We start from the raw sequence: 12,442 nt of genomic DNA on the forward strand, positions 1-12,442 counted from the left end.
CGGCTCCGTCCGCAAACTTGGCGCGGGTCCGGGCTGGCGCTGCCCCGTGATCAACTCTTGTCCCAACCGGTACCTTCCCGGCATTCCCGGGCCGGGGCGCCAGCCGTAACGTTAATCCACCAAACCGGACGGGATTGCGGTGGACTCATGCGGGCACGAAGTGCAGGAAGGCGCAGGGCAGGGCTGCGGACGGCAGCAGCAGCCAGCCTGGCGCTTCCGCTGTGGCTCGGCGCCTGCGCGGCAGGAGCACCCCTGGAACCCACCCCCGCACCGCCCGCTCCGCTCGCCATCAGCAGCAGTACACATGCCGCCCCGCCGCCCGTTGCTCCCTCCCCGCAGCCGCAGGATGCTGCCCGGACGGAGACGGCCGCTCCCCCTGCCCGATCACTGAACCAGGCATCGGCCGGTTTCTCCGCCGGGGCCGGCGGGCCCAGCGCCCCGGCACCGGATGTTTCCACGCCAAGTACCCCCGCTCCCGGCACCGAAGCCCCGCAGGACCTTGGCGGTGCTGCAGTGCTGCGGGCTTCCGGCAAGCCCGGGCCCACCGGCACTCCGGCCGCGCCGCACACGGTGACGGCGTACTACGTGCTCCTGGACGACGGCGGCCGGAACGGTGTGCGTTTTGGCTGCAACGACAGCCTGGTGGGCGTCCCCCATGAAACTTCCGTTGCCGGGGAGGCCCTTCCTGCGGCGGTCGGCGCGCTGATTGACCCGCCAGGCAGCGCAGCTGCAGTGGGTCCGGAAGCGGATCTTTACAACGCCCTTGCCAGCTCACGCCTGAAGTTCCTCTCGGGCAGCTTTGACGGGACCACCGTGACGGTTTACCTGGCCGGAAGCCTCCGCCCCGGCGGAGCGTGCGACCTCCCCCGGCTGGAAGCGCAGCTCACGCAGACAGCGGTGGCTGCCGTCGGCGCCATCAGGGCAGAGATCTACGTCAATGGCCTCACCCTTGAGGAAGTGCTGAGCCTCGATTAAAGAGTGTGGGCGTCAGCCTCAACCTGTGGCGTATATATAAACAGGTGTTGCTTTTAGGGCAACACCTCGCTGTATCCTGATGATGTGAGCCACGAAACACTCGACGCCGCAGCAGGGACGCTGCCAGCAGAAGCCATTGATGCCATCGAGCGGGCGGCGACCTCCGCGCACCGCCACGAAGAACTCTTTTCGGAACGCGCCGCGAATATCCGGCAGTCAGCAGTGCGGGACGTCTTCGATATCTCCATGCGGCCCGGGCTCGTCTCGCTCGCCGGCGGAAGCCCCTATCTGCAGTCCCTCCCGCTGGACCGCCTTGCCGCAACAGCCGCCAAGATCATTGCCGAGGACGGACTGACCGCCCTGCAGTACGGAAGCGGGCAGGGATCGGAGGAACTCCGCACGCAAATCTGCGAAGTGATGGCCGCAGAAGGCATCACGGACGCGCTGCCGCAGAACGTGGTGATCACCGCCGGTTCGCAGTCCGCCCAGGACGTGGCCACGAAGGTCTTCTGCAACCCCGGCGACGTGGTCCTGGTGGAGGATCCCACCTATGTGGGCGCCCTCAACACCTTCGAGGCATACCAGGTCCAGGTGGAAACCGTGGAGATGGACGACGAAGGCCTGGTTCCGGAGCAGCTGGAGGCACGGATTGCCGCCCTTCAACTGGCCGGCAAGAACATCAAGTTCCTGTACACCATCCCCAACTTCAACAACCCTTCGGGCATCACGTTGGCGGCGGGCAGGCGCCAACGGATCGTCGATATATGCCGCAGTGCGAATATTCTCGTGGTGGAGGACAACCCGTACGGACTGCTCCGCTTCAGCGGCGAGCCGCTGGCACCGCTGCGGGCGGCGAATCCGGATGACGTCATCTACATGGGGTCCTTTTCCAAGATCTTCGCCCCGGGCCTCAGGATCGGCTGGGCGCTTGTCCCGGAACACCTCCAGCGCCGCTACTACCTGGCAGCCGAGGCCGTAACGCTCTGCCCGCCCGCCTTCAACCAGATGCTGGTCTCGGCCTACCTCCGCGACTACGACTGGAGGGGCCAGATCGAGACATACCGCGGGCTGTACGCCGAGCGCTGCGCCGCACTGCTGGCAGCCCTTGAGGAACACATGCCGCCGGGCACCACATGGACCCGTCCGGAAGGCGGCTTTTTCGTGTGGGTGACTCTCCCCGAGGGTGTGGACACCTACCCCCTGCTGCGCAAGGCGATCGACGCCGGCGTCGTGTTTATCCCGGGAGCCGCCTTCACGCCGTCGGACGACCCTTCCAACAAGCTGCGCCTCGCCTTCAGCGCCGTCCCGCCCGAGGCCATCGCCGAAGGGGTACGCCGCCTGGCGCCGGTGCTTCAGCAAGCCATCGCCGCGCTGTAGCCTTGGCCTGACCAGCGCTACTGAAACCAAGCAAAGGAGCACACATGAGCGGAATCATCGTTGTAGGGGTTGACGGCAGCGCAACTGCCAAGAAGGCGGCCGAATCGGCCCGCGACCTCGCAGCAGCCCTTGGCGCCTCGCTCCACGTGGTATCCGCCTTCGACAGCGACCGAACCGAGGTGTTCGGCAGTGGCAGTGACCGCTGGATCGTGTCCGACGCCGATGCCGCCGAGCATGTGGCGCGGACAGTTGCGGAGTCGCTGGGCAGGGATATCAAGGTCACGTACTCCGCCGCCCGCGGCAGGCCGGCCGACGCCCTCATCAAGGAAGCCCTGCGGATGGACGCACGGATCATCGTGGTGGGAAACCGCAGGATGCACGGCATCGGGCGCGTGCTTGGCAGCGTTGCCAACAGCGTGGCCCACAACGCGCCCTGCGACGTCTACATCGCCAATACGTACGACGCCGAATAGCAGAGTTTAACGGACACCATGCGGTCAGCGCGTCCCGCATGGTGTCCGTTCTCACGCCCGAAAGCGCGTTCCCGGCTCTACCCCGGCGATAAAATTGGAGGAGCCCCCAACGGTGCGGACACCCAGCATCCACCACCATCAAGGGGCCCCATTGATCACCCTCCAGCGCCGCCAGCTTGCCGGCCACGACATCCTCCTCGCCCGCCATGGCAACCACATCTGCTCCATGCGCGTTGACCGCAGCAACGACCGCGTCGTGGCTTTACTGGATGATGGCAGCGTGGACAGCGCCCCCAACCTCATCGCGCCGGGGATCAAGCTCCCCGAGACGGTGGGCAGCGTGCTCCGGGAGGACTGGAAGCTCCTGACGGCCTGGGGCGGGATGGCAGCGGCCATGGCTGTCCTCATGACGGGTGCTGCCGTGGCCCTGGGTACCACCGCGGACCCGGCCACCCTTGAGATGCTGACCGCCTACACCGCCTACTGAGGCCGGGCTAAGCCACCATCCGGCCCTGGAGGGCGAACCATATCCCGGCCATCACCACGCCGCCGAAGAGCGAACCGGCGACCACCTGCGCAACGGTGTGGGCGCGCAGCATCACCCTGGACCAGCCGACGGCAGGCACCAGGAGCAGCAGCGGGAGCCACGCCGGACCAAGCATGAGCACGCTGATCACTGCCGCCGAGGACATCGCCGCCGCATGCCCGCTGATCTTCCAGAACGGGCTGATTGCCGCCAGCACCACCACCCCTGCCACCACGGCGAGGACCATCACCACCACACTTTGCGGGGCGCCCGCTGCCGCCAGCACCAGGAGCCCGGCCAGGATGGAAGCCAGCGCCATCAGCAGCACGGGGGCCCGCTGACGGCGGTCGCTGACATGGTGGTCAGTGACTTTCCCCAGCCGGACGAGCATCAGCAGCAGGAACAGCGGAAGCACGCAGACGAACAGGGCTGCCAGCGCACCGTACCCCACTGTTCCGGGAAAGCCCGGCTGCGCTATGGGACTGATCAGCAGCTGGATGCTGACCACCACGGGCGGCTGGAAGGCCTCCGTCACCCACCGCGCGGCCCTGTTCTTCGCGCGGAGGGTGCTGCCGCTGATTGCCAGTGTCCTGTCCTAGTCGAGGAGGAGCGCGGGCTCCTCCAGGATGGCGGCGACGTCGGCCATGAAGCGGGCGGACAGGTCGCCGTCCACCACCCGGTGGTCGAACGATCCGCCCAGCGTGGTGATCCAGCGCGGGATCACTTCCCCGTCAAGGACCCACGGCTTCTGCTTGATGGTTCCGAAGGCCACGATGGCAACCTCGCCGGGGTTGATGATGGGTGTGCCGGTATCGATCCCCAGGGCTCCGATGTTGGTGATGGTCAGCGTGCCGCCCTGCATCTCGGCGGGCTTCGTCTTTCCGGACCGGGCCGTAACGGCCAGGTTGTTGAGCGCCAGTGCCAGTTCCTTCAGGGAAAGGTCCTGGGCGTTCTTGATGTTCGGCACCATCAGCCCCCGCGGCGTGGCTGCCGCAATGCCCAGGTTCATGTAGTGCTTGACCTGGATTTCCGCGCCGTCGGTTCCGTCGGCGTTGTCCACCCACGTGGCATTGACGCTGGGGTTCCGGGCAGCGGCCCAGATGACTGCCTTGGCGAGGATGAGCAGAGGTGAAACCTTGATGCCCTCGAAGTCCCGGGACGCCTTGAGCCTTTTGACGAACTCCATGGTGCGGCTGGCGTCCACGTCCACGAAGATGCTGACGTGCGGTGCCGCGAACGCGGAATCCACCATGGCCTTTGCGGTGGCTTTCCGGACGCCCTTGACGGGAATGCGCTCGATGCGCTGGTCCTGCGGCTTGCCCGCCTTGCCCCAGAACCCGTCCGCCTTGTCCAGTTCCGCGTCCCGCTGGGCCTGGTAGCTCACCAGGTCCTCGCGGGTCACCTCGCCGCGGGATCCGGTGGCCACCACGTCTGCCAGGTCGATGCCCAGGTCGCGGGCGATCTTGCGGACGGGGGGCTTTGCGAGCACGCGGCTGACCAGCCCGGTGATGGTGCCTCCCAGGGTGGGACGGTTGTCGACGTCGGCGGCCGGGCTTGTTGCCGGGCCCGGGTCCTGGGTCACTTCGGCCGGCGAATGGGGCTGGACGGGCTCCACCTCCGGAGCGTTGCGCGAAAGGGAGGAGGAGGGGGACGTCTTCCGCGGCCGGCGCTTGACGGCGTCGGCCTTGGGGCCGGAGCCCACCAGGGGCCCGCCTGCCAGGGCACTTTCCGCGGCCTGCGCACTGTCTGCCGTGCCGCCGTCGGACGCTGGAAGCTTGCCGTAGAGCGGCTGCGCGGGAGCCTCAGGCGCGCGGACATCCGCCGGGGTGGGGTCTCCGGACACGTTGTCGCTGACGCTGATGATGGCGGTGCCCACGTCGATGGTCACCCCTTCCGGGACCAGCAGTTCAGTGACGGTCCCGGCGAAGGGCGAGGGAAGTTCCACGAGGGACTTGGCCGTCTCGATCTCGCAGAGGACGTCGTTGATGGCGACGGCGTCGCCCGGCTTGACCTTCCAGGAGACGATCTCGGCCTCGGTGAGCCCTTCGCCGACGTCAGGCAGGTTGAACTTGTTGAGAGTCATGGTGTCCTCGGTTGGGAAGCCTCAGTAGGAAAGGGCGCGGTCCAGCGCCTCCAGGATGCGGTCGATGTCCGGAAGGTAGTCTTCCTCCACCTTGGCAACGGGGTAGGGCATGTGGAAGCCGCCTACCCGGATGACCGGCGCCTCGAGCGAGTGGAAGGCCCGCTCGCTGATCCGGGCGGCGATTTCACCGCCGATTCCGCCGAAGGTGGGCGCCTCGTGGGCCACCACCAGCCGCCCGGTTTTCCGCACGGAGGCTGCGACAGTGTCGAAGTCCAGCGGGGAGATGGACCGCAGGTCGATCACCTCCACGCTCCGGCCGTCCTCTTCCGCGGCGTTCGCGGCCGCCAGCGCGACCGGCACCAGGGGGCCGTATGCCACGACGGTGGCGTCCGTCCCTTCGCGGAGGATGTGGGCCTTGAATGGATCCTCTGCCCGGCCCGGCGCGGCGGTGTCCACCTCGCCCTTGAGCCAGTAGCGGCGCTTGGGCTCGAAAATGATGACGGGATCCTGGCACTCCACGGCCTGCTGGACCATCCAGTAGGCGTCATGCGCGTTGGAGGGGGTGATGATGCGCAGGCCGGCAGTGTGGGCGAACAGTGCCTCCGGCGATTCGGAGTGGTGCTCAACGGAACCGATGCCGCCACCGTAGGGGATGCGGATGACTACCGGGACGGTGAGGTTGCCATTGCTGCGCGCGTGCATCTTGGCCAGCTGCGTGGTGATCTGGTTGAAGCCGGGGAAGACAAACCCGTCGAACTGGATTTCGCAAACCGGCCGGTACCCCCGGAGCGCAAGGCCGATGGCAGTTCCGATGATTCCCGATTCAGCCAGCGGCGTGTCCACCACCCGGTCGGGGCCGAACTCGCCGATCAGGCCGTCCGTGACGCGGTAGACCCCGCCCAGCGGACCAATGTCCTCCCCCATCAGCAGGGACTTTGGATTGCTGGCGAGTGTCTCGCGAAGGCCCTCGTTGATGGCCTTGGCAATGGTCATGGTTGTCATTAGTGGCCTGCCTTTGCTGCGGGCTGTCCGGAAGGTTCGGCCGGCAGGTCTCCGCCTTCGAACCCTGCGGTGTATTCCTCAAACCATGCGAGCTCCTCCGCCACCAGGGGATGCGCCTCGGCGTAGGTGTTGGCGAAGGCGGAGCGGATGTCCGGGGTTTCAAGGTCATGGGTGGTGCGTCGGACGTACGCGGCGAGTTCGTCGCCGTCGGCCTTCACTTTCGCGAAGAACGCGTCGTCGGCCAGGCCTTCGGCGCGCAGGTACTTTTCCACTCGGGCAAGCGGATCCTTTGCCCGCCACGCGTCTTCCTCTGCGGAGTGGCGGTACTTTGTGGGGTCGTCCGCCGTGGTGTGGGCGCCCACCCGGTAGGTGAAGGCCTCGATCAGGACAGGACCGTTGCCCTGGCGGGCGTGTTCCAGGGCCCATTCGGTGACGGCGTGGACCGCGATGACGTCGTTGCCGTCCACCCTGATCCCCGGGAAGCCGTAGCCCTTGGCGCGGTTGGACAGCGGCACGCGGGTCTGGACATTGGTGGGGACGGAGATGGCCCAGTGGTTGTTCTGGCAGAAGAACACCACGGGCGCGTTGTAGGAGGAGGCGAAGACCATTGACTCGTGGACGTCCCCCTCGGAGCTGGCCCCGTCACCGAAGTAGGCGATGACCGCGGCTTCCTCCCCGCTGCCCTGCGCTGCCGCCAATTTCTGGTCGCGCTGGATGCCCATCGCATAGCCGACGGCGTGGAGCGTCTGGGCGGCCAGGACCAGGGTGTAGAGGTGGAAGTTCGTGTCCTTGGGGTTCCAGCCGCCGTTCGACACTCCGCGGAACTGCCGGAGGAGTTCGGCGAGGTCCACGTTGCGGGTGTAAGCGACGCCGTGCTCACGGTAGGTGGGGAAGATGTAGTCCTGTGGCCGGCTGGCCCTGCCGGAGCCGATCTGTGCGGCCTCCTGGCCGGTCAGCGGGACCCAAAGCGCGAGCTGTCCCTGCCGCTGCAGCGCAGTGGCTTCCACGTCGAAGCGCCGGATGGCCGCCATGTCCGCGTAAAGGCCTCGAAGAACCTCCGGGGTAACCTTCCCCGCGTACCCGGTGAAGACGGGGTCGAAGCCCAGCTTCCCGTCGGGGCCCAGGAGCTGGACCATCTGCGCGGGGGGCTCGCCCATGACCGCCTCGGCATCAGCCTCACGCTGGTCGTCTACCGCTGTTCCGTCGAACTCGGTGGAAGGCAGATGTGTGCCCATACCGTCTCCTCGCTTGCCGCATGCGGATGCAGTGCAATGTCGCTGGGATATATGCCTCAAGAGGAATAGATTCCCGGCGCGGCATATATATTGCTTTACTGATCCTAACTTTATCTTCAGTAGGTACGCGCCGAGCTACTTGTTAAGCGCTAGGAACCCCGTGGCGCGTTTGTATATTTCGCACACAGCTGGAGGAACCTGGTGTTGGCGTCCACCTCGCCGATGCTCACCCGCACCCCTTCGCCGGGGAACGCCCGCACTGACAGCGCCTGGGTGCCCGCAAGTTCAGCAAATCCGGCACTGTGTTCGCCCAGGTCCAGCCATACGAAGTTCCCCTGCGCGTCAGGAACAGCCCAGCCAAGGCTCCGCAGCCCCGCCGTGACACGCTCGCGTTCCTCCACCAGGCTTTGTACTCTTTCTACAACCTGGGGGTAGTTCTGCAGCGAAACAATCGCGGCCGTCTCGGCAATCTGGGACACGGCAAAGGGGGTGGCTGCCACCCTGATGTGCTGCGTCAGGACGGGGCTGGACACGCTGTAGCCGACCCTGAGCCCGGCCAGGCCGTGTGCCTTCGAGAAGGTCCGGAGCACCACCACATTGGGAAATTTGCGGTACATGGCAAGCCCGTCCACGGCATCTTCAGACCTGACGAATTCCTGGTAGGCCTCATCGATTACCACCACCACGTGCGGTGGGACGCGCCTGATGAATTCCTCTGTTTCGGCAGTGCCCAGGACGGGTCCGGTGGGATTGTTGGGTGTGCACAGGAGGACCATTCTGGTCCGGGCGGTCACGGCTGCCGCCATGGCCCGGAGGTCATGCCTGCCGTCGGCAGTGACGGGGACGCGCACGCTTTCGGCCCCGGAGAGTCCCACGCTGATGGGGTACGCCTCGAAGGAGCGCCAGGCGTAGACCACTTCGTCCGGTGTGCCGTCGTCGTTCCGTCCGGCAAACGTGGCGAGCAGCTGGTTCAGTGCGCCCAGGCTGCCCGCGCCAGTGACAATATCCTCGGCGGGCACGCCCAGAAAGCCGGACAACTCCGCGCGCAGCCTGCTGCTGAGCGGATCAGGGTACCGGTTGAAGTCGGTCTGGTGCGCTATGGCATCAAGGACAGCGGGTAGCGGGGGCAGCGGGTTTTCATTGGAGGACAGCTTGTAGCTGGCCATCCCGTCAACGGCGGCGGGCGGCTTCCCAGCGGCATAGCGGGGCAGGTGGGCCACCACGGGACGGGGCTGGACACCACCCGTGAGGGTCTCAGAAGACGTCATGCAGACCAGCCTACTTCCCGTGCTGCAGGAGGGAAGCAGGCTGGTCGCACACTGTTGGCCTAGGTGCCGGACGGTGCCGCGGCGCTGTCCGCCCTGGTGCCCGCCAGCTGCGGCGCCCAGCCGTCCGTGCCGCGCAGGTAGGCCTCCAGCGTGTACTCCCCGGCCACGGCCGGGTCGAGCTGGGGCCGCGTGGGGGTGACCCGGGATCCCGGACCGTTGTTGTTGAGTTCGTGGAAGCGCGCTTCCTGCCAGGAGAATCCGCTCATGTCCGTCCAGGGCTGACCGGAGATGTGGGCGCCCAGCCAGGAGTCCCTGATGAGCACCTGGGCAACCGCCTCCACGTCGCCGCTCGGGTGCCAGGGACGGCCCAGGTGGACGGTGCCTGCCGCGGCATCCGAGACGAACCGGCAGCCCGTGAACAGGTAGCCGTGTTTGATCTGGATGTTGAGGCTGCCGGCCGACACGTAGCCGTTGTTGCTGTCAGATCCCCGGTCCAGGGACCGGATCTCGCAGCCCGAAAACACCGCCGTACCCCGGCCGAAGATGAAGTCCACGTCCCCTTCTACGTAGCAGTCGCTGAAGAAGAACCGTGACTGCACTCCCCGGGCAGGCGAATCAACCAGCAGGGTGTCCTGGTTTCCCAGGCACCGGACATTGCGCAGGACCGCTCGATCGCCCGTCAGGAAGAGCGCCACCGCCTGCCGGTTTTTCATCTCCTGGTTGGCGGCTTCGTCGAAGTCGTTGCTGAACGTGAGGTTCGCCGCCGTGAAATCCGCCCCGTCAATCCGCACGCTGGCGCTTCCGCCCGTGCCATAAGGTCCGGTGCCGTCAGGCTTCGCGGTGCCGGAGGCGTTGTTGTAGACCAGCACAACATCCTCTGCCCTCTCCCCCAGACCGATGAACGAGATCCTGGGTTTGTTGGCCGGCACCCTGATGAGTTCCCGGTAGGTTCCGGGAGCGATGCGTATCTGGGTGCGGTGGGTGCTTCCGGCCGGTACGGCGTCCACGGCTGCCTGCACGGTCCGGAACACGGATGCTGCCCCGACCTCCAGGACCACGGGCTTGTCGACGGGACGTTCGCTGGGCCAGTGGATTCCGCCGAGGGGGTCCAGTTGGGCATCAACATGCTGGAAGTATCCCGGCGGGACTGCCTGCAGCGCCTGCAGCTCCGAGGCCACCAGCCGGGCCACGGCAAGGGCGCCTTCCGCCTGGAAGTGGGTGTTGTCCGCCACGCCCTCCGGGTACTGCGGATATTGGCCCGGCGACGCGTAGAGGAAGTGCGACTTTGTCCCTTCTGGGCCGAGCTTCTGCCACAGGTCCTTGGAGGAAGCGGTGAGATCCACGAGGGGCGTCCCCGTCGCAGCGGCAAGCTCCCGGACAGCCTGGGGGTAGGCGCCGTGCGAATCCTGGGCAACGCCGAGCGCGCTGAACCGCCGACGTTCTACAGGCGTGACCAGCACGGCCTTCGCGCCGCGGGCCTTGGCACTGTCGATGTACTTCTGCAGGTATTCCTTGAACGTGGTCTGGGGGTCGGTGCCTCTGGCCGGATCCTGGACCTTCTCGTCATTGTGTCCGAAGGAAATCAGCAGGTAATCCCCTGGCTGGAGCATTGCCGCCACCTCATCGAGGAGGCCGGCGTCGGCGAAACTCTTGGACGACGCGCCCGACCATGCGTAGTCGAACACCCCTGCCTGCGGCCCCAGCAGCAGGGGGAGCGCCTGGCCCCAGCCTGCGCGGGGCCGTTCCGACTGCTGGTAGGCCGACGAGGTTGAGTCCCCCACCACGAAGATCACCGGACGGGTCCGGCCCTGCGGGGACGCATTGGCGGGGCGGACGGCGGCCTGCGAGCGCGCAGCGCCCGGTCCGGAGATTCCCGCCGCGGCCGTCGCTGCTCCAGCCGCAACAGCAGCCAGGATTGAACGGCGGCTGGGCTTGAGGCGTCGCATCAGTTGGCCTCCCCAGCCGTAAAGACGGGCCCGACGGCGTCCGCGAGAAGGGCGGGAACGGCCTGGGCGGCGTTCACATGGGTCCGCAGCACCGGCGTCCAGCTGTCATCGGCACCCAGCTGACGGTCCGCCGGAGCAGCTGCGTTGTAGGCTGCCCGCAGATCGACGATTTTGCCGTTGACCGCGTTTCCGGTGGTGGCGATGGCCTTGCCCTTGAAATAGCCGATAAGCGAGGCGACGGGGGTACCTGCGGGAAGGGTAAAGGCGTTGGCCTCAGCGTAGAGGTGCGATTCCACCCCTGCCCCGAAGGTATATCCGTAGGGGACCTCAGAGTCAGCGGAGGCCTTGAAGTGGTTGTTGTAGACGTCCACCTGGCCGTAGCGGACCCGCGGTGCCCGCTGGCCCACGTTCTCAAACACGTTGTGGTGGATTGTTACGCGCAGCTTGCCGGCGTCACCCCGGTTGGTGGAATCCGTGGATCCGATGAGCAGGAGCTTGTCATGGTCGGAGAACCGGTTGTAGGACATGGTGACGAGGTCCGAGCCGTTGGTGACGTCAACCGCCCCGTCATGGACCTGGTAGGGCCGGCCGAAGTAACTGGGCTGGGCGCTGTCCAGGTTGGGGGCGTCGGTGAAGTGGGAATGGTCAACCCAGACGTTGGTGGAACCGTTGATGATCTGCAGCAGGTCATACTCACTGTTCCAGTTGCCGGTGGCGCCGTCGGTCGGATCCCAGGCCGGAAAGCAGTCGGCGGCATCGCGCACGGTGAGGTTCCGGAAAATCACGTTCCCGGCGCGGTTTATCCGCAGTGCTGCACCCGTGATGCTGCTGTCCGGGCCAGCGCCCACAATGGTGGTGTTGCTCGGGATGTCCCAGCGGATGGTGGCGGCCTGCTTGGCCGCTGCTGCGCGCCGCGCAGTTTCCTGGGCGCCCTCAGGTTCCCTGGTTGTCCCATACCGGGCGGGATCGAAATCATAAAGGTACTGCGCCAGGGAATAGCCGGTGCCGCTGGCATAGTCTTCACAGCTGAGCGGAGAGCCGCTCGCGTCCACGTTGGCCGCGATGTCCCCGTGGACCCGGATGACCTTCGGGTCCGTGCCGCCACTTGCGAAGGCGGCACGGAGTTCGGTTTTGCTGGAAACGTCGTACACGCGGTCCGCGCCGGCGGCGGACCCGCCGGTGGTGCCGGCACCCGCCGCCGCCCAACCGTCGTTTTCCGGCAGTACTTGGCGTTCGAGCGGCTGCCGGGCGGTCTGGGCTGTTGGGTCCGCCTGCGGCGCGGGCGATGCCAACGCGGGGGCTGGTGCTGCGAGCAGTGAAACGGCAAGGGCCGCCACCACGGACACGGGTGTTAGGGGCTTCTTGTGACGCATGATCTCTCTTCCTCCATTGGAATGAACCACGCTTCGGCACAGGCGACGGCCTGCACGTCGGAAAGCGATTTCTCTACTATGAGAAACCGCTTTCTGAATGTCAAGGCCTTAGTTGATCCTTGACAAAATGAATTGCAGCGTTGTCACAGTGGCATGCAAGCGTGTGACAGTCGCTGCGGGAGGG

General features: G+C 66.4%; 11 protein-coding genes. 4 read left to right on the forward strand and 7 right to left on the reverse strand.

The genetic code is table 11. The features are described from left to right. Positions 1-147 precede the first annotated feature (147 nt). The 4 genes from NFU08_RS14765 to NFU08_RS14780 all read left to right on the forward strand — a co-directional run bounded on the left by NFU08_RS14765 (position 148) and on the right by NFU08_RS14780 (position 3,312). Complete coding sequence (locus NFU08_RS14765; RefSeq protein WP_251424388.1) at positions 148-975, forward strand: hypothetical protein; 828 nt, start codon at positions 148-150, stop codon at positions 973-975. Between the two features lie 84 nt (positions 976-1,059). Beyond that, positions 1,060-2,352 carry a PLP-dependent aminotransferase family protein gene (locus NFU08_RS14770; protein WP_251424390.1) on the forward strand — a complete coding sequence of 431 codons (1,293 nt, stop codon included), beginning with the start codon at positions 1,060-1,062 and terminating at the stop codon, positions 2,350-2,352. Positions 2,353-2,396: 44 nt separating this feature from the next. Continuing rightward, positions 2,397-2,825 carry a universal stress protein gene (locus NFU08_RS14775; protein WP_104186955.1) on the forward strand — a complete coding sequence of 143 codons (429 nt, stop codon included), beginning with the start codon at positions 2,397-2,399 and terminating at the stop codon, positions 2,823-2,825. A gap of 151 nt (positions 2,826-2,976) precedes the next feature. Further along, a complete protein-coding gene (locus NFU08_RS14780) occupies positions 2,977-3,312 on the forward strand; it encodes a hypothetical protein (RefSeq protein ID WP_251424392.1) in 336 nt (111 codons plus the stop codon). Positions 3,313-3,319: 7 nt separating this feature from the next. Here the strand turns inward: NFU08_RS14780 and NFU08_RS14785 are convergent, their stop codons facing one another. The 7 genes from NFU08_RS14785 to NFU08_RS14820 form a co-directional block, all read right to left on the reverse strand. Continuing rightward, complete coding sequence (locus NFU08_RS14785) at positions 3,320-3,886, reverse strand: phosphatase PAP2 family protein (protein ID WP_251424395.1); 567 nt, start codon at positions 3,884-3,886, stop codon at positions 3,320-3,322. 60 nt (positions 3,887-3,946) lie between these two features. Further along, the gene (locus NFU08_RS20875; RefSeq protein ID WP_285835603.1) at positions 3,947-5,434 is read right to left on the reverse strand and encodes a dihydrolipoamide acetyltransferase family protein; all 1,488 of its coding nucleotides are present in this window, start codon (positions 5,432-5,434) and stop codon (positions 3,947-3,949) included. 21 nt (positions 5,435-5,455) lie between these two features. Beyond that, positions 5,456-6,436 carry an alpha-ketoacid dehydrogenase subunit beta gene (locus NFU08_RS14800; RefSeq protein ID WP_251424397.1) on the reverse strand — a complete coding sequence of 327 codons (981 nt, stop codon included), beginning with the start codon at positions 6,434-6,436 and terminating at the stop codon, positions 5,456-5,458. Beyond that, positions 6,436-7,671 (reverse strand): pyruvate dehydrogenase (acetyl-transferring) E1 component subunit alpha, encoded by a 1,236-nt coding sequence (gene pdhA / locus NFU08_RS14805; protein ID WP_251424399.1) that lies wholly within the window; start codon positions 7,669-7,671, stop codon positions 6,436-6,438. The genes NFU08_RS14800 and pdhA overlap by 1 nt, the downstream gene beginning before the upstream one ends. Before the next feature lie 149 nt (positions 7,672-7,820). After that, entirely contained in the window at positions 7,821-8,939 is a 1,119-nt protein-coding gene (locus tag NFU08_RS14810; RefSeq protein WP_251424401.1) for a histidinol-phosphate transaminase, read from the reverse strand. A 59-nt stretch (positions 8,940-8,998) separates the two neighbouring features. Next, positions 8,999-10,885 (reverse strand): pectinesterase family protein, encoded by a 1,887-nt coding sequence (locus NFU08_RS14815; protein ID WP_251424403.1) that lies wholly within the window; start codon positions 10,883-10,885, stop codon positions 8,999-9,001. After that, complete coding sequence (locus NFU08_RS14820) at positions 10,885-12,258, reverse strand: polysaccharide lyase family 1 protein (protein ID WP_251424405.1); 1,374 nt, start codon at positions 12,256-12,258, stop codon at positions 10,885-10,887. Before NFU08_RS14820 ends, NFU08_RS14815 begins: the two co-directional genes overlap by 1 nt. Between the last annotated feature and the right edge of the window lie 184 nt (positions 12,259-12,442).

It is taken from the genome of Pseudarthrobacter sp. NCCP-2145, from assembly GCF_023708005.1.
Lineage (GTDB): Bacteria > Actinomycetota > Actinomycetes > Actinomycetales > Micrococcaceae > Arthrobacter > Arthrobacter oxydans.